The sequence below is a fragment of the Arthrobacter phoenicis genome, assembly GCF_047238215.1.
GTDB lineage: Bacteria > Actinomycetota > Actinomycetes > Actinomycetales > Micrococcaceae > Arthrobacter.
This window is the reverse complement of the sequence record NZ_JBDFMK010000001.1, coordinates 2,277,357-2,300,231: the sequence shown is the minus strand read 5'-3', so window position 1 is coordinate 2,300,231 and position 22,875 is coordinate 2,277,357. Positions and strand designations below refer to the sequence as shown.

22 protein-coding genes and 1 pseudogene are annotated in these 22,875 nt (G+C 70.1%); 10 read left to right on the top strand and 13 right to left on the bottom strand.

What is annotated here, in order from left to right:
- Window positions 1-23 precede the first annotated feature (23 nt).
- Window positions 24-461, bottom strand: a complete 438-nt coding sequence (locus ABC337_RS10815) for an SseB family protein (RefSeq protein ID WP_412883953.1) — start codon at window positions 459-461, stop codon at window positions 24-26.
- 189 nt (window positions 462-650) lie between these two features.
- Entirely contained in the window at window positions 651-1,574 is a 924-nt protein-coding gene (locus ABC337_RS10810) for a type IV toxin-antitoxin system AbiEi family antitoxin domain-containing protein (RefSeq protein WP_412883954.1), read from the bottom strand.
- Between the two features lie 194 nt (window positions 1,575-1,768).
- On the opposite strand from ABC337_RS10810, the gene ABC337_RS10805 reads away from it, so the two are divergent.
- Entirely contained in the window at window positions 1,769-2,191 is a 423-nt protein-coding gene (locus ABC337_RS10805; RefSeq protein ID WP_412882304.1) for a transposase, read from the top strand.
- The gene (locus ABC337_RS10800; protein ID WP_412882303.1) at window positions 2,155-3,201 is read left to right on the top strand and encodes an IS3 family transposase; all 1,047 of its coding nucleotides are present in this window, start codon (window positions 2,155-2,157) and stop codon (window positions 3,199-3,201) included. The genes ABC337_RS10805 and ABC337_RS10800 overlap by 37 nt, the downstream gene beginning before the upstream one ends.
- An 87-nt stretch (window positions 3,202-3,288) precedes the next feature.
- On the opposite strand, the gene topA is transcribed toward ABC337_RS10800, so the two are convergent.
- From topA to ABC337_RS10785, 3 genes are all read right to left on the bottom strand, one after another.
- A complete protein-coding gene (topA, locus tag ABC337_RS10795) occupies window positions 3,289-6,024 on the bottom strand; it encodes a type I DNA topoisomerase (protein ID WP_412883955.1) in 2,736 nt (911 codons plus the stop codon).
- A 133-nt stretch (window positions 6,025-6,157) separates the two neighbouring features.
- Complete coding sequence (locus tag ABC337_RS10790) at window positions 6,158-6,607, bottom strand: SRPBCC family protein (RefSeq protein WP_412883956.1); 450 nt, start codon at window positions 6,605-6,607, stop codon at window positions 6,158-6,160.
- 54 nt (window positions 6,608-6,661) lie between these two features.
- Window positions 6,662-7,312 carry an ArsR/SmtB family transcription factor gene (locus tag ABC337_RS10785; protein WP_412883957.1) on the bottom strand — a complete coding sequence of 217 codons (651 nt, stop codon included), beginning with the start codon at window positions 7,310-7,312 and terminating at the stop codon, window positions 6,662-6,664.
- A 29-nt stretch (window positions 7,313-7,341) separates the two neighbouring features.
- On the opposite strand from ABC337_RS10785, the pseudogene ABC337_RS10780 reads away from it, so the two are divergent.
- A pseudogene (locus tag ABC337_RS10780) lies at window positions 7,342-8,637 on the top strand (MFS transporter); the annotation flags it as partial.
- Between the two features lie 48 nt (window positions 8,638-8,685).
- Here the strand turns inward: ABC337_RS10780 and ABC337_RS10775 are convergent.
- Window positions 8,686-10,323: a DUF7059 domain-containing protein gene (locus ABC337_RS10775; protein WP_412883958.1), complete on the bottom strand. Its 1,638-nt coding sequence runs from the start codon at window positions 10,321-10,323 to the stop codon at window positions 8,686-8,688.
- Window positions 10,324-10,374: 51 nt separating this feature from the next.
- On the bottom strand, window positions 10,375-11,133 hold the full coding sequence (locus tag ABC337_RS10770; protein WP_412883959.1) for a MerR family transcriptional regulator: 759 nt from the start codon (window positions 11,131-11,133) through the stop codon (window positions 10,375-10,377).
- 134 nt (window positions 11,134-11,267) lie between these two features.
- Here ABC337_RS10770 and ABC337_RS10765 point away from each other — a divergent pair, with 134 nt between their 5' ends.
- From ABC337_RS10765 to ABC337_RS10745, 5 genes are all read left to right on the top strand, one after another.
- Window positions 11,268-11,723, top strand: coding sequence for a DUF6023 family protein (locus ABC337_RS10765; RefSeq protein ID WP_412883960.1), 456 nt, complete (start codon window positions 11,268-11,270; stop codon window positions 11,721-11,723).
- A 186-nt stretch (window positions 11,724-11,909) separates the two neighbouring features.
- Window positions 11,910-12,797, top strand: a complete 888-nt coding sequence (locus tag ABC337_RS10760; protein WP_412893228.1) for an ABC transporter ATP-binding protein — start codon at window positions 11,910-11,912, stop codon at window positions 12,795-12,797.
- Window positions 12,794-14,125 (top strand): ABC transporter permease, encoded by a 1,332-nt coding sequence (locus ABC337_RS10755; RefSeq protein WP_412883962.1) that lies wholly within the window; start codon window positions 12,794-12,796, stop codon window positions 14,123-14,125. Before ABC337_RS10760 ends, ABC337_RS10755 begins: the two co-directional genes overlap by 4 nt.
- 61 nt (window positions 14,126-14,186) lie before the next feature.
- Window positions 14,187-15,242, top strand: coding sequence for a zinc-binding metallopeptidase family protein (locus ABC337_RS10750; RefSeq protein ID WP_412883963.1), 1,056 nt, complete (start codon window positions 14,187-14,189; stop codon window positions 15,240-15,242).
- 9 nt (window positions 15,243-15,251) lie between these two features.
- Window positions 15,252-15,782, top strand: a complete 531-nt coding sequence (locus ABC337_RS10745) for a DUF6023 family protein (RefSeq protein WP_412883964.1) — start codon at window positions 15,252-15,254, stop codon at window positions 15,780-15,782.
- 68 nt (window positions 15,783-15,850) lie between these two features.
- Here the strand turns inward: ABC337_RS10745 and trhO are convergent, their stop codons facing one another.
- Window positions 15,851-16,744 (bottom strand): oxygen-dependent tRNA uridine(34) hydroxylase TrhO, encoded by an 894-nt coding sequence (trhO, locus tag ABC337_RS10740; protein WP_412883965.1) that lies wholly within the window; start codon window positions 16,742-16,744, stop codon window positions 15,851-15,853.
- Window positions 16,745-16,977: 233 nt separating this feature from the next.
- Between trhO and ABC337_RS10735 the strand changes: the two genes are divergently transcribed.
- Window positions 16,978-17,670: a GNAT family N-acetyltransferase gene (locus tag ABC337_RS10735; protein ID WP_412883966.1), complete on the top strand. Its 693-nt coding sequence runs from the start codon at window positions 16,978-16,980 to the stop codon at window positions 17,668-17,670.
- A gap of 51 nt (window positions 17,671-17,721) precedes the next feature.
- On the top strand, window positions 17,722-20,160 hold the full coding sequence (locus tag ABC337_RS10730) for a DEAD/DEAH box helicase (RefSeq protein WP_412883967.1): 2,439 nt from the start codon (window positions 17,722-17,724) through the stop codon (window positions 20,158-20,160).
- Window positions 20,161-20,205: 45 nt separating this feature from the next.
- Here ABC337_RS10730 and ABC337_RS10725 read toward each other — a convergent pair whose 3' ends face one another.
- The 5 genes from ABC337_RS10725 to ABC337_RS10705 form a co-directional block, all read right to left on the bottom strand.
- A complete protein-coding gene (locus ABC337_RS10725; protein WP_412893306.1) occupies window positions 20,206-20,643 on the bottom strand; it encodes an Rv3654c family TadE-like protein in 438 nt (145 codons plus the stop codon).
- A gap of 77 nt (window positions 20,644-20,720) precedes the next feature.
- Entirely contained in the window at window positions 20,721-21,167 is a 447-nt protein-coding gene (locus ABC337_RS10720; RefSeq protein ID WP_412883969.1) for a TadE family type IV pilus minor pilin, read from the bottom strand.
- Between the two features lie 95 nt (window positions 21,168-21,262).
- A complete protein-coding gene (locus tag ABC337_RS10715) occupies window positions 21,263-21,562 on the bottom strand; it encodes a DUF4244 domain-containing protein (RefSeq protein ID WP_412883970.1) in 300 nt (99 codons plus the stop codon).
- A gap of 134 nt (window positions 21,563-21,696) precedes the next feature.
- Complete coding sequence (locus ABC337_RS10710) at window positions 21,697-22,314, bottom strand: type II secretion system F family protein (protein WP_412884947.1); 618 nt, start codon at window positions 22,312-22,314, stop codon at window positions 21,697-21,699.
- Entirely contained in the window at window positions 22,308-22,736 is a 429-nt protein-coding gene (locus ABC337_RS10705) for a hypothetical protein (protein ID WP_412893227.1), read from the bottom strand. The genes ABC337_RS10710 and ABC337_RS10705 overlap by 7 nt, the downstream gene beginning before the upstream one ends.
- Between the last annotated feature and the right edge of the window lie 139 nt (window positions 22,737-22,875).

Below are 22,875 nucleotides of genomic sequence, written 5' to 3'. Positions count from 1 at the left end.
GCTGGCGCTGGTGGGTGCCGGTCTTAGGCCTCGGTGCCGGCCTCGTCCTCGTCGGCGGGCTTGAAATCGCGGCGGATGTTGGCCACACCCTCCGGGTCGATCTCGAAGCCGTAGGCCGCGCCGGGGTTGATCACCATGCCGAGCTCGTCACCGAGGTTACCGAGGATCGCGGCGCCCTGGGTTCCCAGGATGTTCGGCGCGGCGGCAAGGTACTGCTCCGTGACGCGGCTGGGGTGAGAGAAGACGGCCAGGACGGGGTTGCCCGAGGCGTTGGCCAGAACCAGCGGCTCCACCTGCGAGTCGGGGCCCTCCAGGGTGTCCGAGCTGGCGATGTAGACCTCGTTGTTGAGGAAGGACAGGATGACATCCACCGGGTTGGCGTCCGGCTGTTCGCCCCTGGCGAGCTTCTCCTCGAGGTCGTTGAGCGGCTGTGAATCCATGGGTGTGGGCTGTTCAGTCATTGTCCCACTCGATCACTTTGCGGCCCGGGGCGCAATTCCCGACGACGGCGGCCGCGGCTCCGTCCGTCCCCGGCGAGGCCTGCTTCCGCTCGCAGGTTCGGCCCGCCGTCGTTGTTTCCAGACGGCGAGCCTGCACCGAACCCGCGAGCCGGGCGGGTGGACGAACCGGACCCCGCAGCCCGCCGAAGCTCACCGTCCCGTGAGCACCGCCTGCAGCCGGGTCTTGAACTCCCGTTCCCGGAACAGGTCCCGCCATTCCATCCGGATCACCGTCCAGCCCAGTTCCTGCAGGGCCTTCTCGCGGCGGCGCTCATTGAAGACGGTCTCGGCCGTGGGTGCGTAATCGAAGTACTTGCGGCGCCCGTCGAACTCCAGGGCCACCTTAGCCTCGGGCCAGGCACAGTCGAGCCGGCAGGTCCCCAGCCTCGTCCTGACCTCAAACTGAAGCGCCGGTGACGGCAGCCGCAGCCTGCGGATCAGGTCGCGGGTCAGGGTTTCCCCAGGCGACTCGGACAGCGGATCCGCGTGAGCGAGGACCCGCCGGAGTGTGACCACCCCGGCGCTTCCCGCGTACCGATCGCAGTACCGGGCCAGCTTCTCCGGATCCGCGCCCAGGCGGAGGGCGTGGTCCATCAGGATCAGCCCCTGACGGTAGCCCAGGATCAGGCAGCTGTCCGCCGCGGTCCGTTCGAGGCTGGTAGCCCTGAGGCCGCCCAGGGTGACGACTTCCGCGGGTGCGAGCGGCCGGGTGTGGGCGGCGACGTCGGCGGCGTGCGCCTGTGACGACGGCAGGTACGGGACCGTGAGGTGGATGTTCCCGTCCGCCTGCCAGAGGAACAGTCCGTGCAGCCGGGCCGCGGAGGTGTGACTGAAGGCCGAACCTCCGCCGGAGCGGGTCAGGGTGGCGTGGGCGTAGGCCTCGATCCGGCAGCGTGCTGCACAGTCCGGATCCAGGCCGGCCCAGTACGAGGCCCGGACGAAGCAGCCCCGGCGCAGGCGGATCAGCGTGCCGGCGGAGACGAGCCGGGCGATCCGGCGGTGCGACAGGCCTCGGTCCAGCAGTTCGTCGGTCCGCCAGAGATTGCCGTCATCCGGCAGGGGGAAGGGTTCCATTCCGGAATCCTCCGCCTGCCGCGGACATAGCCCCAGCCCGAACCGCTGCTATGTGCACTCCACTCGCGGGTTCGGGCCGCCGTCGCCGTTTCCACCCTGTGTGTCAGGCTGTTGTGTGACAGGTTTCCTGTCGTTCACGGTCGGGCGTTCGGGGCGGGGAAAGGTCCGTAATGGATTTTGTGATCCCTTCGCGTGTGTCTAACCGGAGCCACTTCACTCTCGCGCAGAAACACGCGATTCTCGAGGAGTACGACAAGTGCCTTGAACGCGGTTCCAGGACCGCGTTCAGCAGGGCGGTCGGCATCACCGATGGAACTCTTCGGCTCTGGGTCCGGCAGCGTGAGGCCGGGGAGTTGAGGTCCAATGCCGCGCCAGGAAGTGAGGACCAGCGCTTGAATGCCGGAGATAAGCAACAGCTCAAACGGGTCTTGAGAGAGAACGAGATCCTTAAAGCCAAACTGGCCCGGTCCGAGGCCGCGGTGGACATTCTGGGAAAAGCTTCCGCGCTCTTGGACGCGATGGCCAGGAGCGCGGCGGCAACGGACCCGCACCTTCCGGACCCGGACCCGGGCCGGCCCGAATGGTTGATCCCAAAGTCTGGAAAGGAATCGCCCTGACCTTTGCCGGGCACCTGGTCTCGGCCGGCTGGTCAGCGGTGAGGACCTGCGCCCTGCTCGGTCTTCACCGCACCACCTGGTACCGGCATCTGAACCCCGCTCCTCCCGCCGGAGTCACCCTCCCGCATAAGGGCCGGGCCTACCCGAACCGGATCAGCACGGCTGAGGCTAAGGAATTCATGGAACGGCTCAACTCCGAGGACTACGGGAACCTCTCGGTCACCCAGGCCTACTACCGGATGCTCGATTCCGGGCGCTGTTCCTTCTCGATCGCCTCAGCCCACCGGATCGTGGCCGCGCACGGGCAAAACGGGGACCGCCGGGTTCAACGCGGCGGCACCGGCTCCCGGCAACGGGTCAAACCTGTCCTGAACGCGGACGCCCCGAACCAGCTCTGGAGCTGGGACATCACGATGCTCCACGGGCCCGGGAGACACACCTACCGGCTCTACACCATCATGGATGTCTACTCCCGCAAGGTCGTCGGGCACCGGGTTGAACACACCGAAACAGCCGCCCTCGCCGCCGCCCTGATCCGGGACGCCGTCACCGGAAACCACCACAGCCCCACGGTCCTGCACGCCGATAACGGGGCCCCGATGCGGGCCGGCACAACCCTGGACCTGGCCCGGGCACTGGGCATCGAGCTCTCCTACTCCCGGCCCCGGGTCTCCGATGACAACCCGTACTCGGAGTCCCTGTTCAAGACCGTCAAATATGACCTCGACTTCCCCCGCCGGTTCCAGGACCTGGACCACGCCCGGGACCACATGGCCGCGTTCTTCACCGACTACAACACCAACCACCGCCACAGCGGACTGAACTACTACACCCCCGACACCGTCCACCACGGCCGGATCGAGCAGGCACGCAGCCAACGCCAAGCCACCCTCGACGCCTCCTACAACCGCAACCCGCACCGATACCACCGCAAACCCACCGCACCCGGAGCCCCACCCCCAGCCGGCATCAACCACAAACAAACCACCCAGCTGTCACAAACAGCTTGATACATACCGTCCAGACGGCGACCCTGCACCGAACCCGCGAGCCGGGCGGCCGGGCGCGACGCAAAGCCCGGGCCCGAACCCGAGCGCCTACTTCTTGGCCGCGGCCTTCCGGGCCGGTGCCTTGCGGGCTGCCGGCTTGCGCTTGACCGGGCCCTTGGCGCGCTTCTCGGCCAGAAGTTCCACGGCCTGTTCCCGGGTGAGCTCCTCGACGGAGGTGCTGCGCGGGACGGTGATGTTGGTGACGCCGTCGGTGATGTACGGGCCGAACCGGCCTTCCTTCACCACGATGTTCTTCTCCGAGACCGGGTCCGGGCCGAACTCGGCCAGCGGCGGCACCGCGGCACGGGCACCGCGCTGCTTGGGCTGGGAGTAGATCTCCAGCGCCTGCTCGAGGGTGATCGTGAAGATCTCCTCCTCGGAGCCGATCGAGCGGGAGTCCGTGCCCTTCTTCAGGTACGGGCCGAACCGGCCGTTCTGCACCGTGATGGGGGTGCCTTCGGCGTCCTGGCCCACGACGCGCGGCAGGCTCATCAGCTGCAGGGCCTCGTCCAGGGTCACGGAGTCCACGGTCATCGAGGCGAAGAGGGAGCCGGTGCGCGGCTTGGCCTTGACCGGCTTCTTCGGCGGCTTCGGCTTGCCGTTCTTGTAGTACTCCACCGGCCGGCTGGCCAGCTGCTCCTCGGTCATCTCGGGGATGATCTCGGTGACGTAGGCGCCGTAGCGGCCGTTCTTGGCCACCACCGTGTGGCCGGTGTGCGGGTCCTCGCCGAGGACGCGCTCCTCGGGGGCGGCGGTCTCCATGAGCTCCACGGCCTTGGCGGCGGTGAGCTCGTCCGGGGCCAGGTCCTCGGGGACGTTGGCGCGGGCGGACTCGACGACCTCGCCGGTCTTCGGGTCCACGCTGGGAACGGAGCTCTCCAGATACGGCCCGAACTTGCCCACCCGCAGGGTGATGCCGTCCGTGATCGGGATCGAGTTGATCTCGCGGGCGTCAATCTCGCCCAGGTTGTTCACGATGCTCAGCAGGCCCGGCTTGGCGTCGGCGCCGAAGTAGAAGTGCTTCAACCAGGACGGGCCGGCCTCCTGGCCGTTGGCGATCTTGTCCAGGTCCGCTTCCATGTCGGCCGTGAAGTCGTAGTCCACGTAGTCGTGGAAGTGCTGTTCCAGCAGCCGGACCACGGAGAACGCGATCCAGCTCGGGACCAGCGCGGAGCCCTGCTTCCGGACGTAGCCGCGGTCCTGGATGGTCGAGATGGTGGAGGCGTAGGTCGACGGGCGGCCGATGCCCTTCTTCTCCAGCTCGGCGGTCAGCGACGCTTCGGTGAAGCGCGGCGGCGGCGAGGTCTCGTGGCCGACGGCGGTGATGTCCGCGGCGGTGAGGATGTCGTCCTTGGCCACGTTCGGCAGCCGGCGGGCCTCGTCGGAGTCGTCGTCGCCGCGGCTCTCGTCCTTGCCTTCCTCATAGGCGGCGAGGAAGCCCGGGAAGGTGATGACAGTGCCGGAGGCGGAGAATTCGGCGTCCCGGCCGTCGGTGGCGATCGCGCCGAGGCGGATGGTCGCCGTCGAACCCTTGGCGTCGGCCATCTGGGAGGCGACGGTGCGCTTCCAGATCAGCTCGTAGAGGCGGAACTCGTCGCCGGAGAGCTGCTTGGCCACCTGCGCCGGGGTGCGGAAGGAGTCGCCGGCGGGACGGATGGCCTCGTGCGCCTCCTGGGCGTTGGCGGCCTTGCCGCTGTACACGCGCGGCGAGGCCGGGACGTACTCGGGGCCGTACAGTTCGGACGCCTGGCGACGCGCGGCCGTGATGGCCTCGTTGCTCAGTGCGTTCGAGTCGGTACGCATATAGGTGATGTAGCCGTTTTCGTACAGCCGCTGGGCCACCTGCATGGTGCTCTTCGAAGAGAAGCGCAGCTTGCGGCCGGCCTCCTGCTGCAGCGTGGAGGTGGTGAACGGCGCCGTGGGGCGGCGGGTGTAGGGCTTGGTGTCGACGGAGCGGACGCGGAATTCCGCCTCCTGCAGGCCGGAGGCCAGGGACAGGGCGAGTTCCTGGTTCAGGTGGACGACGCCGCGGGCGGTGAGCTCGCCGTCGTCGTTGAAGTCCCGGCCGCTGGCGACCTTGGAGCCGTCGACGGACGCCAATTTCGCTTTGAACGAGGACGCCGTGGCGGCGTCGGTGCCGAACTGGCCGGTCAGGTCCCAGTAGGAGGCGGCCTTGAAGGCCATCCGCTCGCGTTCCCGGTCCACCACCATGCGGGTCACGACGGACTGCACGCGGCCGGCGGAGAGCCCGCGGGCCACCTTGCGCCAGAGCACCGGGGAGATCTCGTAGCCGTAGAGCCGGTCCAGCACGCGGCGGGTTTCCTGGGCGTCCACCAGGTCCTGGTCCACGTCGCGCAGGTTGTCCATGGCGCGGTGGATGGCTTCCTTGGTGATTTCACCGAAGGTCATCCGGTACACGGGGACCTTGGGCTTGAGGACCTCCAGCAGGTGCCACGCGATGGCCTCGCCCTCGCGGTCCCCATCGGTTGCGAGGTAGAGCGCGTCGGCGCCCTTGAGCTGGGCCTTGAGTTCGGCGACCTTTTTCTTCTTGTCCGGGGACACCACGTAGTAGGGCTTGAAGTCGTGGTCGACGTCGACGGCGAACTTGCCCACGGAGGTCTTTTTCAGTTCCGCGGGGAGCTCCGAGGGCTGCGGGAGGTCACGGATGTGACCGATGGAGGCCTCGACAATGAAGCCCTCGCCCAGGTACTTGGCGATGGTCTTGCTCTTGGCCGGAGACTCCACAATCACGAGTTTCTTGCCGGTGGGGGCCTTGCTTGGCACGGTGCTCCTACAGAAAAAAGGTTGCTCGGGCAGAACCGCCCATATCCGCCTAGTTCACCATATTTTGCGGAATACCGCGCATTGATGCACAAATGCGCGGCGGCTTCGGACCCGCGCCGCCGCCGCCGTGAGGCTAGGGCGCGATGCGGCCGAGGGTGTCCTTCAGGCGTGTCAGCAGGTGGCCCTGCCAGCCTCCGGACATGATGCGGTGCGCGACGGCGTGGCTGGGCTCCGCGGGGTCGAATCCCTCGTGGACCATGGTCAGCCGCGTCCCCGTTTCTTCGGGTGCCAGGGTCCAGGTGACGGTGCTTTGCAGGTCGTTGCCCGCCTCCGCGTCCCGCCAGGAGATCCGCAGCAGGCGCCCGTCCCGGAGCTCCAGGACGCGGCTGGCGACCAGGCCGCTGAAGCCGACGGCCGGGACCGGGGTCCCGCGCATGGTGTAGTCGTGGCCGACGACGGGTTTCAAGTCGTTGTCCATGAGCCAGTCGGCAATCAGGGCCGGCTCGGTCAGGGCGCGCCAGACGGCCGCCGGCGGGTGCGGCAGGTATTCGTCGACGTGGATGGGGACAAGCGGTGCAGTCACGGACACTCTTCCGGTCGTCGGGGGCTTTTCAGGGGGCGCCGGGCGGGTCGCCGGTCAGCCGGCCGCGGGGCCGCCGCGGTCGTCGGGAATCATCGACCACATGGTGGCCATCCGCACGGCCCCGTCCGGGATCGCGTCCGGCGCCTCGAGTTCGTAGTCGCGCAGCAGCCCGAAGATGCGCTCGGTCAGCTCGGCACGCTGGGCCGGCGTGAGGTAGAGCAGGTTGCTGGCCAGCACCACCGAGGCGGGCGGTTCCCCGGTTTCGCCGCGCCGCCGCTGCTCATCCCGGGCCTCGGCGTGTGCTTTGACCCGTCGGCGGTAGGCGTCCAGTTCCAGGTCCAGGACCGCGAATTCCGGGCTGGCCGGTCCGCCGCCGGATTTGATGGTGAAGTCCGTTCCGGCGGCCTTCCAGCGGCGCTCGCGGGCGTCCCCCGCGGTGGCCGCGGGTACCACGATCCCCCACTTCTGCAGGGCGCGCAGGTGGTAGCTCATGGCGCTGGGGGTCAGGCCGGTCTGAGCCGCCAGCTCGGTGGCGGTGCGACTGACCTGGGTGGAGTACAGCTCCGAGATCACTTCCAGCCGTGCGGCGTGGGCCAGGGCCCGGATGGCCTTGGGGTCGGTGATCTCCACCTTCTGTTCCGGGCGCTGCCTGCGCTTGCCGGCCGGCGCCTCGGCGGAATCCGCCGGCGGGTTCTCTGTCTTCACTCCCCCAGTCTAGCGACGGTTTCCAAACTATGAAAGGAATGCTTGACACCCACACGGCGCGGACCTATCGTCCAGTTATGAAAGAAACACTTCATAAGACTGCCGCGCCGGCCGCCCCCTTGTGGCGCAACCACGACTTCCTGCTCGCCAGCGGCTCCCGCTTTTTCGCCGCCGCCGGCATGGGCGCCGTCGTCGTCACCGTGATGCTGCGGCTGCAGGGGGAATCCGCGGGCAACGGTCCCGGCGCCGGGCCGTGGCTGGTGGCCGCCTACCTTGCTTGCTCCGCCCTGCCCCTGGTCCTCCTGGCCCCCTGGGCCGGGCGGCTGGCGGACACCCGGGATTCACGCACGCTGTCGACGGCGGCGTCCCTGGCCAGCGCCGCGGCGGTGGCAGGGATGGCCTTCGGGCTGCAGGACGGTGCACTGAACCTTCCGCTGCTGTTTGCCATGACCTTCCTGCTGGACGCGGCCCAGGCCGTGGCGGGCCCCACCTGGCAGGCGCTGCTGCCCCGGATTGTCGGCGAGGAGCGCACCCCCAAGGCCGTGGGCACCATGCAGGCCACCACCATGATCGCCGGCATGGCGGGGCCGGCCGCGGGCGGCCTGCTGACCGGCTGGGGCGGCCCAGGGCTGGTGATGGCGGTGGCCGGCGGCTGCTACCTGGCAATGGGAGCCGGTGCCCTGCTGATACGAACCCGGCGCGGCACGGCCGCCGAACGCGCGGGGCGGCCTGTCCCGGCGCTGCTCGACGGGTTGCGCCTGCTCCGGCGGGACACCCTGGTGTGGGCGCTGGTACTCGGCGCCATGTTCTTCATCGTCGCCGGCGAGGCCACCAACGTCCTTGAGGTGTTCCTGGCCCGCGGCGAACTGGGCGCCAGTGAGGCGGAGTACGGGCTGCTGGCCGCCGCCTTCGGACTGGGCATGGCCGCCGGCGCGGCCCTCGCCAGCCGGATCGGGAACGGACGGAACCGGCTCCGGGCCCTGCTGTCGGCGATGGTGCTGACCTCGGCCTTGCTCGGGGCGACGGCCCTGGCGCCCACGGTGGGGTGGCTGTTCGCCGCCTACACCGCGACCGGCGCGGCCTGCGGCGTCCTCAACGCCTGCTTCGGGGCGATCACCATCCTCCGGATTCCCGAGACCGGGCGCGGCCAGGCGATGGCAATCCTCGGCGGGATGACGCGGGCGGTGTCAATCGCGGCGCTGGCCCTCGGCGGCCTCCTCGGCGCGGCGCTGCCGGTCCGCACCAGCTTCCTCGCCACCGGCGCCGCGGGAGTGCTGGTCGCGGCGGCCGTGGCCGTGGTGGTCTTGCGCATCCCGGGCCCGGAACAGTCAGGCACGGACCATTCGGGTACGGACCAGCCAGGCGGGACCCAATCAGGCTGGAATCAGGAATCCGTCCCGGACCAGGTTGGCGACGTCGTCGAGCAACCCCTGCCGGAAGGCGCCGCTGTCGTGGCCCTCGTACCCGCCCAGGAGGGCATCGAGCGCCCCGGCGATCTGCCCGGCGGTGAGCTCGCCGTCGCACGCTGAGACGAAGCCGGCCAGCTCCGTGCTCAACAGGTTCGTGCGGCGGAGCCCGGCACCCTGGCGCAGCAGGATCACGCCGGGGTGCTCGGCGCCGGGGCGCTGGTGCCGTTCCTCCGTGACGTCGTCGGCCACGAGCAGGTGGGCCGCCTCGACGTCGTGGCCGGCAAGCCAGTCGGCCCGTACCACGGCCGCCCCGAGGTGCGGCCCCACGGGCTGTTCGATCGGGTAGGTGATCTCCTCGAAGCGCCGCAGCACCGGCCCGGCTCCCGCGGCGGGACGGCGCAGGAAGATCATGCCGAAGCCGATCGCGGTGACGCCGCGGGAGGCGAAGTCGTCCAGGTAGGCAGCGTAGGAACGGCGGTACAGGTCCCGGTCCCGGCCCTCGGAGGCGTCCTGCAGCCAGGTTTCGGCGTACTGCTCGGGACCCACCTGCTCGCGCTGGATGAACCACACGTCGGCGTCCTGCGGGGCCCACTGCTGCGGCCCGGCGGACCAGTCCTGGCCGGCCGGGATTTCCCAGTTGCCCAGCATCTGCGCGGTGCCGCCGGGTGCCAGGACGGAGGGGAGATCCCGGACCAGGGCGGCGACGATCTCATCGCCGGGCAGGCCGCCGTCGCGGTAGGTGAACTGGTCCGCCGTCGATTCCCCCGCGGTGCGCGGGGTGATCACAAACGGCGGGTTGGAGACCACCAGGTCGAACTCCTCCCCGGCAACGGGTTCCAGCAGCGACCCGCGCCGCAGGGTGACGCGGCTGCCAAGGTCCTCCGGGTCCAGGTGCAGCTCCCGGGCGTTGAGGACCAGGTTGAAGCGGGTGAACGCCAGGGCGCGGTCGGAGATGTCCGTGGCGGTGACGTGCTCGGCGTGGTGGAGCAGGTGGAAGGTCTGGACGCCGCAGCCGGTGCCGAGGTCCAAGGCCCGGGCCACGTGCCGCCGGGCGGTGACCTGGACCAGGGTGGTGGACGCCTGGCCGATCCCGAGCACGTGGTCGCGGCGCAGCACGCCGGGGCTCTGGTGCGCGGCCAGGTCGCTGGCGACCCAGAGGTCGGCACCCCCGTTCGGCTGCCCTTCCTCATCCGTCGCCGGGTCCCAGCCGTAAGGCCGCAGGTCCACGCTGGCCCGGACCAGGCCGGCCTCCGCCGCTTCCACGATGCCGAGTTCTGCGAGGCCGGCGGCGCCCAGCGAGGGCAGGGCGGCGTCGAGGGCGGCAGCGGCCTGGGGTTCGGCCAGCAGCCAGAGGCGGACGACGGCGGCGAGCGCGGCGGCGGCTGGGTCGGCAGCGACGGCGTCGTCGACGGCGATCAAGGCCGGGATCAGCTGGTCGCGGGCCAGGGCGGCGTGGGCGGCCTCACCGAGGAACGCGGCGACCCCGTCGACGGTGTAGCCGATGGCGAGCAGGTCCCGCGCGAGGGCCCCGGTCAGGTCCGGAAGGTCGCTGCGCGGGGCATCGGGGGTGTTGCCGGCGGTGAAAAGAGTCGAGGAGGTCACCGGTCAAGTTTAGGCGCGGCCCGGGACCCCCGGCTCAGCTCACCAGCCGGGCTAAGGCTGCCCCTCGACGAACCCCCGGAGCGCGTCCCGGACGAAGGCCGCCCCGGCAGCACCGCCGTAGTTCGCGGCAAACCGGGGATCCGCCACGTACAGCTCTCCCAGACCCAGGACGTAGGCTTTCAGCCCGTCGCCGCCGTCCGCCGCCGGAGTTCCGGGGATGGCGGCAAGCCAGCGGACGTGGCGGGCGGCCAATTCCTGGGCCGCCGGGCTGTCCGGGGCCGCGCCGGACTCCGCCGCGGCCTGCCAGTCGGCGCTGAGCTGTTCCGCGGCCCGCTTCCAGGCGTCCTGGTCCGTGCCCCCCATCCCCCGCCACCAGGCGTCCGCCCGGGCGTAGGCCTCCTTGCCCCAGCGCTCCTCAACCTCGGTCTGGTGGCCGGTGTGATCGAATCCGTCAAACATTGCCTCTGCCATGATGTTCTCTCCTGTCTTCACTGCCTCGAGGGTGCGCCGGACCGAGGCGATCTGCCGGGCCAGGCGGTCCCGTTCCTGGACCAGCCAGCGCAGATGCCCGGCGAGCGCGCGTTCGGCCTGCTGTTCGTGGGCCAGCGCGTCGGCGATCGCCGGCAGACCGAGCCCCAGTTCCCGCAACAGCAGGATCCGTTGCAACCGGAGCAGCGCGGCGTGGTTGTAGTAGCGGTAGCCGTTACTTCCGGTGCGGCTGGGCTTGAGCAGGCCGACGGCGTCATAGTGCCGCAGCGTCCTGCTGGTGGTGCCGGCCAGCCTGGCCAGCTGCTGCACGGACCATTCCATCCCGGCTCCCTCCTTTTGGTCCCCTCCGCGGCCCTGCCGGGCCGTCTCTTCGAGGGTAAATCTTGACGCTGCGTCAAGGTCAAGGGTCCGGCCGGCGGCCATCGGCCCTGCCGCTGACCCGGTAAGTTGGAAGTATGCCCACTGCTTCCCCGATGCCCGTCCCGCGCCGCCTGCTCCGCGGGGCGTACGCCGCGGCGGCCGGCGCCGCCGTCGTCCTCGGCGCCTCCGCCTGCGCGCCCGTCACATCGGTGGAGTCAACGGATGCGAACGCATGGAAGGCCACGGCACTCCCCTCCGCCAGCGGGATCGTCCTGTCGGATGCGGGGAAGATCCTCAACCGCACCCCCGTGGTGAAGAGCGCCCCCCTCGGGGCCGGCACCTACACCTTGACCATGAGCTGCGACGGCGGCGGCAAGGAATTCTTCGCCGTCAGCCTGGACGGCAAACAGCTTGCGGAGGCGGGAGCGGCCTGCAACGGCAGCCGGGAGACCGCAACGATCAAGGTGCCGGCCGCCGGGACCGTGGCGATCAGCGCCTCCAGCGTCGACGCGCCGCTGATCTACGCCTACCAGCTGACCCCCGCGGCCTGACCCGGGGGCTGGCCGCGCCTGACCCGGGCTGGCCGCGCCGGCCTGCCATGCTGGGGCCCGCACCGCTTGCGCGGGCCACGCCGGGGGAACCCGCGGCACCTCACGTCGGCTGCCGGCGGCTAAAATGGCCGCATGACGTTGGGGGGCGCGGCACCGGAGCCGCTGGTACACATTCAAGACTTCCGCATGGACTTTGGCGAGAAGACGGTCATCCGCGACCTGTCGTTCGACGTCCGGGCCGGGGAAACATTCGGCTTTCTGGGCAGCAACGGCAGCGGGAAGACCACCACGCTGCGGGCCCTGCTGGGCATCTACCAGCCCACCGCCGGCACCCTGCACATCGGCGGGAAACCCTTCAGCCCGCGCGACGGCGCCCGGCTGGGGTACCTGCCGGAGGAACGCGGCCTCTATAAGAAGGAATCCGTGCTGGACGTCATGGTGTACTTCGGCCGGCTCAAGGGCCTGGACAAGTCCCGCGCCAGGGCGTGGTCCCGGGAGTACCTGGACCGGGTGGACCTGGGCGACAAGGCCACCACCCGGCTGGACAAGCTCTCCGGCGGCCAGCAGCAGAAGGTCCAGCTGGGCGTCACTATCATGAACGACCCCGAGCTGCTGATCCTGGACGAACCCACCAAGGGCTTCGACCCGGTGAACCGGCGGCTGCTGATGGACATCATCGACGAACAGAAACTTTCCGGCGCCACCGTCATCATGGTCACCCACCAGATGGAGGAAGTGGAGCGGCTCTGCGACCGGGTCATCCTGCTCAAGGACGGCACGGCCCGCGCCTACGGCACCGTCTCCGAGGTCCAGGAACAGTTCGGCGGCACCCGCTACCGGCTCAGCTACTCCGGTACCCTGCCCGCGTCGGCCCGTTACGACGTCGTCAGCGACGCCGGCGGGAACGCCGAACTCTCGCCGCGCGGCGGGACGGACGAGGCGGCCGTGCTGCGCGAACTGATCGACCACGGAGTGGCGGTCCGCTCCTTCACCAGCGCCCGGACGTCCCTGGATGAGGTCTTCATCAAGGTCTACGGCGAACAGCACGAACTAGCGGAGGCCCGGACCCGATGACGCACCACAGCACCCTCCCCGAGGCGCCCGCCAAGGCCGCCCCCGCCCCGGTCCCGCCGCGCCGGCCGTTCGCCCGGCACAACCTGCGCACCGTGATCGCGTTCGAGTTCACCCGGACGCTGAAGAAGCGCGGCTTCTGGATCGCCACCCTGGCCATCCCGGTGGTTATCGCCATCGTGTTCGCCCTGGTCTACCTGAGCAACTCCTCCACCGAGGCCCGCTCCGACGCGCAGAAGACCGCGTCCTTCTCGTTCACCTACACCGATGACTCCCGGCTGGTCTCGGACACCATCGCCCGTGCCATCGGCGGCACGAAAGCTTCGGACCCGGAGACGGCCATCCGCGACGTGAAACAGGGACGCAGCGACGCCTACTTCGCGTTCCCTGCGGAACCGGCCACCCAGACGGTGAAGATCTACGGCGCGGACCGGGGGATCTTCGAGAACGGCAAGTACGACGCCGTCGCCAAGCAGCTGCTGACCGTCTCGGCGCAGGCCGCCGTCGGCTCCCCGCAGCTCACCGCGGCGGCCAGCGGCAACGTCAAAACCGAGGCGCAGACCTTCAAGGACGGCCGCCTGACCGGTGGCATCGGCTCCGCGATCCCGCCGCTGATTTTCCTGGTCATCTTCTACGTCTCGATCATCCTGCTCTCCAACCAGATGCTCAGCAGCACCCTGGAGGAGAAGGAAAACCGGGTCACGGAGATGATCCTGACCACCCTGAACCCCACCACCCTGATCATTGGCAAGGTGGCCGCGCTGTTCATGGTGGGCGCGGTGCAGATCCTGGTCCTGCTGACACCGGTGGCGGTGGGCTTCCTGTTCTTCCGCGACAAACTGGCGCTCCCGGCCCTGGACCTGTCCACCATCACCTTCGAACCCGGACCCATGGTGGTGGGGGCACTGCTGCTGCTGGGCGGCTTCACCGTCTTCACCGGCGTGCTGGTGGCCATCGGCGCCGTCATGCCCACCACCAAGGACGCCGGCACCATCTTCGGGCCGCTGATGGCGCTGATCTTCGTGCCGTTCTACGCGATCAGCCTGATCATCTCCGACCCGCAGGCACCGATCGTCCAGGTCTTCACCTACTTCCCGATGTCCGCCCCGGTCACGGGCCTGCTGCGGAACGCGTTCGGCACCCTCAGCCCGCTGGAGTCGGTAATCATCATCGTGGAGCTCCTGGTGGTGGGCGTCCTGATCCTGCGGCTGGCCGCGCACCTGTTCCGGTACGGCTCCATCCAGTACTCCGGCAAACTCTCCATCGCGGGCACGTTCCGGCGCCGCGGTCAGGCCCGCGGTCCGGCCCGCGGTCAGTCCGCCGCGAAGTAGCCCTCCGGGCCGGCACCCGGGCCCCGACCAGCGCGCCCGGCCCGGAGCGTAGGATCGGGAGGTGAAACGACACTCCTGTGATTCCTGCGGCTCGGCCGTGTACGTCGAGAACGGGGAGTGCCTGCACTGCGGCGCCCGGCTGGCCTACTTCCGGCCCCGCGGCGCCCTCGTCACCGTCGACGCGGCGGGCGAATACCGGGACGGCGCCGGCACCCCCTGGTTCCCGTGCGCCCGCGCCGGGCTTGCGGCCTGCACCTGGCTGGCCGCTAAGCGCGGCGGCGAGTGCTTCAGCTGTGGACTTACCCGCACCCGGCCCAACGACAACGACGCGAACGGCCTCACACAGTTCGTTAAGGCGGAGCGGTCCAAACGCCAGCTGGTGGCCGAACTCGACGCCCTGGGGCTGCCGATCGTGCCCCGGAGTGAGGATCCCGACGGCGGCCTGGCCTTCGACCTGCTCTCCAGCGCCCACGAGCACGTGGTGACCGGTCACGCCGACGGCGTCATCACCATCAACCTGGCGGAGAGCAACGACGGCTACCGCGAACGGATGCGTAACGAACTCGACGAGCCGTACCGGACCCTGCTGGGCCACTTCCGGCACGAGGTGGGCCATTACTTCGAGACCGTCCTGGTCTTCGCCGACCGGGACACCACCGCGGCGGCCCGACGGCTGTTCGGCGACGACACGGAGGACTACCAGGCCGCCATCGACCGGCACTACAGCGAGGGCGCCCCGAAGGACTGGAACGAACGGTTCATCTCCCGCTACGCCACCATGCACCCCTACGAGGATTTCGCCGAGACCTTCGCGCACTACCTGCACATCAGCGACACCCTGGACACCGCCCGCGAATACGGACTCATCTCCGGGGCGGACGGCAGGTCCTTCCGGGAAACGGTGGATACCGAGTGGCTGCCGCTCGCGATCGCCCTGAACCAGATCAACCGGAGCATGGGCGAGGAGGACCTGTACCCGTTTGTGCTGTCGCCGGCGGTGATGGAGAAACTGGAGTTCATCGGGGGTGTGCTCCGCGGCCGCCTCCCGGTAAGGGCCTCCGGGCGCGTTCTCCCGGGTGGCGACCGGGCTCTGGCAGCCGGGCGTTCACGGGCTTAAAGTCGAACTATGCCCACCGCGCCGGCACCGACGCCGCGGCGCCCGCGTGGCCGCCCCGCCGCCGTCGCACTCGCCGCGGCCCTGGCCTGCGGGCTGAGCGGCTGCGAGTACCAGTACGACGACGGAAGCCGGACGACGGCGACCGGCCCCGCGACGCCCACCGGCGGCGCGATCACCCGTGGCCCTGCCTTGAACCGCCCGGTCATGGGGGCTGAGCTTGAGCAGTGGGCCCGGGAAATCCTGCCAGCCACCACCGCGCAGATCTTCCAGTCCCGTGCCGGGCTGCTCGACGCCGGGGCTGACCGCACCGAGGCCACCGACCGGCTCCCGGCCGGCACCTACGCCCTGTCGCTGGCGTGCCGGAGCACCCGCCGGGTGGCCTTCACCATCAGCGACAAGGAGAGCGCGCTGGTGGACCTGAGCCTGCGCTGCGGTTCCTCGCGGGTCACGGTGGTTCAGCTGGCCGCGGACTCGGTCCTAACGGTGAAGGTCGAGGCGCTCGCACCGGCCAATTTCGCCTACCGGGTGGGGCGGCTGTGACGCCTGCTTAGTGGTGCCGTTGCCGGCGCTCCCTCCCTCGGCGTCGCGCCCTCTGCGTTGCCCAGAGGTCAGGCGGGGCAGCCGTCCGGGCAACGCAGGGTGGCCGGGTCCGACGCGCAGTCCGCGCAGTACAGGGTCAGCGTACGGCAGCTGGGGTTGGAGCAGTTCTCGAATTTGCTGGTGGGCGCCTCGCACCGGGCGCAGCGGCCGACGGTCTTCGCCTCGTCGCTGAATTCCAGGTGCATGCGCTTGTCGAAGACGTAGAGCGAGCCTTCCCAGAGGCCGCGGTCCTTGAACGCCTCCCCGTAGCGGACGATCCCGCCGTCGAGCTGGTAAACCTCCTTGAAGCCGCGGTTCACCATGAGGCTGGAGAGCACCTCGCAGCGGATCCCGCCGGTGCAGTAGGTGACCACGGGCTTGTCCTTGAGCGAGTCGTACTTGCCGGAGTCCAGTTCGCGGATGAAGTCGTGGGTGGTGGCGACGTCGGGGACCACCGCGTCCTTGAAGCGGCCGATTTCCGCTTCGAAACCGTTCCGGCCGTCGAAGAAGACCACGTCCTCGCCGGCCTGTTTCTTCGCCTCCACGAGGGTGTGCAGTTCCTCGGGGGCCAGGTGCGTTCCGCCGCCGACGACGCCGTCCCCGTTCACCGTGAGTTCCCCGGGCGCGCCGAAGGAGACGATCTCGTCCCGGACCTTGACGCTGAGCCGGGGGAAGTCCTCGGCGCCGCCGTCGGACCACTTCACGTCGATCCCGCGGAAACCCGGGTATTGGCGGGTGGTCTTGACGTACTGCTTGACCGCCCCGATCTCGCCGCCCACGGTGGCGTTGATGCCGTCCTTGGAGATCAGGATGCGGCCGGTGAGACCGTGTTTTTCGCAGAGGGCGCGCTGCCAGAGGCGCACCGCTTCCGGATCGAGCACCGGGGTGAAGCCGTAAAAGAGGACGATTTTGTTCAAAGCCACGCCTTTAAGCGTACTGGGCTTTGCGGTGCGGCCACCCTGCCGGGCGCGGTCCATGACCCTGGTGACGGGGGTCCGGGACCCGCCCGATAGACGAGCCTCACCCGCGTCGCAGGACGCCCGGGACCGGGGCGGCCGCAGCGCCGGGCCGACACACGGGTCACAATTGCGTAAGCAAGCACCCGCTCCCCGGCCTGACCCTGTTGCTGGCGGCGGGGCTGGAATACTCTCATCCCATGAGTCTGGACGCGATGGTTGAAGACACCACCCACCTCCTGGAGGTCTGGGTCGCCGGCTGGGCCGGATGCCGCGGCTACGAGACCGGACGGGAGGGCCGTTTTCCCTCGGCCCTCCGGGCGGACTCGACCGGGGACTGGGAGTATTTCGCCCACGATCCCTCCGACGATGAGTTCTCCGCCTTGGCCGCCAAGACTGCCGAGGCGCCGGCCCGGGTCCTCACCATCCTCACTAACGACGTTGACCGTTACGCCGGGCTGGCCGCCCGGCACGGGCTGAACGTCACCTCGCAGTCGCAGACCATGATGATCGTGGACATGGAAACCCAGGACGCCGAGGACCCGTGGCTGCCCGACGACGACCTCCGCTGGGTTCCGTCGACGGAGGGCGGTGTCCACCACGCCGTCGTCTACGCCGGAGACCGGGTCGCGGCGAGCGGGCGCGTGTTCGTCGCCGACCACACCGCCGTCTTCGACAAGATCGTGACCGAACCCGGTTTTCAGCGCCGGGGCCTGGGCAGCTTCGTGATGCGGGCCCTCGCCGCGCAGGCGTTTGAGCACGACGTCGAGGCCGGGCTGCTGCTGGCCTCCCTGGACGGCCAGCAGCTCTACTCGCATCTGGGGTGGACGACGGTCTGCCATGTCCTGATGCTCTCCGCTTCCGATGAAGGGGCCGACCTCTCGGTGGGGTGAGCCCGGTGTGACCCCGGGACCCGATTTGAGCCCGGGTGAAACAATGTTGGAGTGAATCCGCACGAGTCCCTGATCCCGCTGCTGGGCCGCGGCGCGGACCCGGAACAGCTCCGGCATGTGCGGACCATTCCCGCCCGAGAGGCCGTCAACGAGCCGTGGCCGGCGTGGACGCACCCCGATCTGGTGGAGGCCTACGGCAGGCTCGGCATCCACGAGCCGTACCGGCATCAGGTACGGGCCGCCGATCTCGCCCACGGGGGCCGGCACGTCGTGATCGCCACCGGCACCGCCTCCGGGAAGTCGCTGGCGTACCAGCTCCCCGCCCTCGACGCCGTGCACCGGTCCGAGCTGCGGGTGCGCGCGGACCCCGGGAAGATCCACGACGACGGCGCCGTCGCCCTCTACCTCTCCCCCACGAAGGCGCTCGCCGCGGACCAGCTGGCCGCCATCCGGTCGCTGGGGCTCTCCACCGTCCGGGCCGAGACCTACGACGGGGACACGGACCCGTCCTCCCGCCGCTGGATCCGGGACCACGCGAACGTGATCCTGGCCAACCCCGACATGCTGCACTTCGGGATCCTCCCCAACCACGCCTGGTGGGCGCGGTTCTTCCGCCGACTCCGCTACGTGATCGTGGACGAGGCGCACAGCTACCGCGGGGTCTTCGGCTCCCACGTCGCCAACCTGATGCGCCGGCTCCGCCGGATCTGTGCCTACTACAACTCCGGAGCGGAGGCCGGGGCCGGCACGGGCCAGTCCTGGCCGGTCTTCATCGCCGCATCCGCCACCGCCTCAGACCCCGGGACCTCCTTCGGGCGGCTGATCGGTGCGCCGGTCGAGGCGGTCGCCGAGGACTGCTCCCCGCACGGGGCGACCACCGTGGCGTTCTGGGAACCGGCGCTGACGGAACAGCGCGGCGAGAACGGGGCCCCGGAACGGCGGACCGCCGTGGCTGAAACCTCAGACCTCCTGGCAAACCTGGTCTCCTCCCGGATCAGGACGATCGCGTTCATCAAGTCCCGGCGGGGTGCCGAGACCATCGCCTCCATCACCAGACGCCTCCTCGACGAGGTCGATCCCAGCCTTCCGCAGCGCGTGGCCGCCTACCGCTCCGGGTACCTCCCGGAGGAGCGGCGGGCCCTGGAGCGGTCTCTTCGGTCTGGCGAGCTGCTGGGCGTCTCCAGCACGTCCGCCCTGGAGCTCGGCATCGACATCTCCGGCCTGGATGCCGTCCTGGTGGCGGGCTGGCCCGGGACGAGGGCGTCGCTGTTCCAGCAGATCGGCAGGGCGGGCCGCGCCGGCCAGGATGCCGTCGCCGCGTTCGTGGCCAGCGATGACCCGCTCGATACCTACCTGGTGAACCATCCGGAGGCGATCTTCGACGTCTCAGTAGAGGCCACCGTCTTCGACCCTTCGAACCCCTACGTCCTAGGCCCACACTTGTGCGCCGCCGCTGCCGAGCTGCCGCTCGGACCGGCGGAGGTCCCCCTCTTCGGACCGACGGCAGAGAGGCTCCTGGACCGCTTGGTGGCACAGGGTTATCTCCGGAAACGTCCCGCCGGTTGGTTCTGGACCCACCCGCAGAGCGCTGCCGCCATGGTGAACCTGCGGGCCGACGGCGGCGGACCCGTGAGCATCGTGGATGCCGACACCGGCTCGCTGCTGGGCACCATGGATTCGCCCCAGACGCACTACCAGGCACACACAGGGGCGGTGTACGTCCACCAGGGCGAGAGCTACGTCGTCGAGGACCTGAATGAGGCCGAGCACTGCGTCGTGGTGCGCCGGGCCAACCCCGACTACTACACGACGGCCCGGGACATAACCCAGATCGAGGTGCTGGAGACCCAGCGGACCACACGCTGGGGAGATGTCGTGGTGCATTTCGGCGATGTGAAGGTAACGACACAGGTGGTCTCCTTTCAACGGAAGGCCCTGATCTCGAATGAGGTGCTCGGCGAGGAACCGCTGGAGCTCGGGGCCCGGGACCTGTTCACCAAGGCGGTCTGGTTTGTCATGGACAACCGCTCCCTGACCGCGGCCGGGCTCATCGAGCCGCAGTTCCCCGGGTCGCTGCATGCTGCGGAGCACGCTGCCATCGGGCTGCTGCCGCTGGTGGCCTCCAGCGACCGGTGGGATATCGGCGGGGTCTCCACCGCGATCCATGCCGACACCGGAGTGCCGACCATCTTCGTCTACGACGGCCACCCCGGTGGCGCCGGCTTCGCCGAACGCGGCTACGAGAAGGCCCGCGTCTGGCTCACCGCCACCAAGGAAGCGATCGAGGCCTGCGAATGCGAGTCCGGATGCCCGTCCTGCGTGCAGTCGCCCAAGTGCGGTAACAAGAACAACCCGCTCGACAAGGACGGCGCCGTTCGCCTGCTCGGCATGCTGCTGGCAGACGCCACCGACCAGATGGCCCCCGATATCGGGGGCAGCACTGCTCCGGCGGATCCGGACGGAGCCCCGCAGGCACCGGCCGTCCAGTAGCACCCGACAGGTTCCAGGGCCGGGCCGCCTGCCACACCTGGTCGCTCATGGGGTGCCTTCCCCTGCGGGAGGGCCCGCTCGGGCCAGACCGGTGGCGGTCCCGAACGGTGACCGGGTGTGGAGTTCGGTGCCGACCTGGACCGTGTCCCCGCCCTCGATGCTGCAGGAGCTGATCCGGGCGTCGTTCCGGGCAGCGACCTCCGCGGCGACGGCGCAGGGCTCCCCCGGCGCCAGTCCGCGTGCGGCATCGGCGGCCGCGAGGGCGGCGAGGTCCGCTGCGGCGGCGGCCCGCGAGGCGAGGACCCCCGCCTGGGCGAGCAGTCCCACTGAAGTCCCCGCCACCAGTAGCACCAACACCAGCGCGAGCGCCAGTACGGTACCGGAGCCCCGCTCGGACCCCGGGATATGCCTCTCCGTCCCAGCCACCACCGGACTAACACGGCGGACAGAGCCGACGTGGCCTTCGGACTCCCGGGCGCGCATCCCCTTCACGATGCCCACCGGCCGATCACAGCGGACAGCGCCGGCTAGGACTTTGGAAGCCCGGATACGCATCACCGTCACGAAACCCACCGGCCACGCAGATCGGACGGGGCAGGCCTCGCGCCCGTGAGCGGCCAGGGAGCCGTGGGGCTGAGCGCTGTGTCGGGCCGCTGCCCGGTCGTCGGTGTCGATAGTGCCGCACCGTCGCCGGTCTCCTGGCGGGCCGAGGCCCTGGCCGTCAATGCCCACGGCATGAGCCTGCCGGCGGGGCCCCGGACCGGTCCGGTCACCGTGACGCTGAGCCACCCGCCGTCGCAGGCCACCGCCGCACTCGCCGAGTCTCCGGCCACCTGGCGGACCACGGCGGAGACGGACACCTGGTCCTCACCGCGGGCCAACGCCCGGGCCCCGGCCCTCGCGGCCTCCTCCAGCCTCAGTTGCGTCAGTCCCGCTGCGGCCCCGGCCAAAAGCAGCCCCAGCACCAGCAGCACTGCCGGCAACGCGACGGCAAATTCGGCAGTCACGGCACCACGTTCGCCGGGAGCAGCGGTTGGACCATGACGTTCCGGCAGTGCGGGCACCCTCCGATCCGTCGGGGCCCTGCCGTCCGGCCAGAGGGTCATGGCAGGGCCAGCGCGGTCCGGATCACGTTGAGCAGGAATCCCCGCACCTCGTCGCTGCGCATGATCAGGACCAGCAGTCCGGCGAAACCGACGGCGGCCAAGGTCGCGATCGCATATTCAGCGGTCGCCATTCCCGCCTCCGAACCGCGCCAGGAGCTTCTCCGGCTGCGGTGAGGCGAGACGCTCCGGACGGGAGGGGCCTGCCGTGCGCCGGGATAGATTTCCCGGACCTCGGCCGACGCAGCGTCAGCGGAGGCGTCCTTCGGGGCGCCGGGGATCTGTGGATGAAAGCTCATGGATAGTCCTCTCGGGTTGTCCGGCGCACCGGCCGGCTTCTTCCAATCTCTCCGCCGCGGCGCCCCCTCGACAGGCCGGCATGCGTCCAAGTGGATAACTCAGGCTGTGGAGGAACCGTCGCCCGGTGCCTGCTTCAGGGGCCCGAGGGAAGCATGGCCAGCAGTACCGGAACGATGCCCAGGCAGACGAAGGCCGGGAGGGAGCACAGACCCAGCGGCACCACCAACCGCACGCCGAGGGCGGCGGCGCGGCGCTCCGCGGCCCTGAACTGCTGCCGCCGCATCCGGGCCGCCTGCGCGTACAGCATGGCCGACGAAGGCGCCCCTGTGACTGCCGCGAACCGCAACGCCTCCCGCAGGGCGTCCAGCTCCTCCGGAATCCCCGGCGCGCCCCGCCAGGCCGTGTCCCAGTCGGCGCCGAGGGCCAGGGCGGCAGCAACCGGTCGCAGGTGGACGCGTAACTCAGGGTCGGCTCGGCCGGCCAGAAGCTCCAGGGACCGGCCGAGGCCGGCACCGGCGTCGAGCATGGCCCCCATCAGCTCCATCATCATGGCGGGATTCCGCAAGCCGCCCGTCGGTTCCGGAGGCTGGCCGCCGCCAGGATTACGACCGGACAGCGGATCTTCCACGGCTCCGTGCCGCGCCTGAAAGAGCCACCGCCGCGGCAGCATCGCCCGGTCCAGGAGCAGGACCGTGGCGGCCACGGCGAGCAACAGTGCTACGCCAAGGCTCCCGGCGAGCGCGGTCACCAGCGGTGCCCCTCGGCGGAGCGGACCAGGCGGCCCGACCAGATCCTTCCGGCCGCTGCGAGGCCGGCACCGGCCGCCAGGCAGAGCAGGCCGAGCGGGGTTCCGAGCAATATCCCTGCCGCGTCGACTCCGAGCAGCATTGCGAGCGCGAGGCCTGCAAACGGCAGCCACGTCAGGATGGCAGCGGTTGCCTTGGGACCGGCCAGCGCGGTCCGCCGGGCGCCGGCAGCGTCGTCGCCGGCTTCGAGGTGTGCGGCGTAGCGGGTCAGGATGTCTGCCAGGGGGCATCCGCTGGCCTCGGCAATGTCGAAGCAGGCGGCCAGCTCCAGCCAGAACGCCCCGCTCCGCAGACTGTCCCGCCGGTTGCCGGTGGCCTGCCGCGGTTCCTTCGTCGCGGGCCAGTCGTCGGCGGATGGCCCCGCCAACGGGAGCCCCTTGGCCGGCCGCGGCCCGGGCTGCGGACAGAAGCTCCAGCGATCCGGCGCTCAGCGTGGGTACCCCCGGGCGGCCTCCGGTCAGCGGGCGCACCCAGCGGCCGGGTGCGGGGCCAGGATGAGGGGCCGT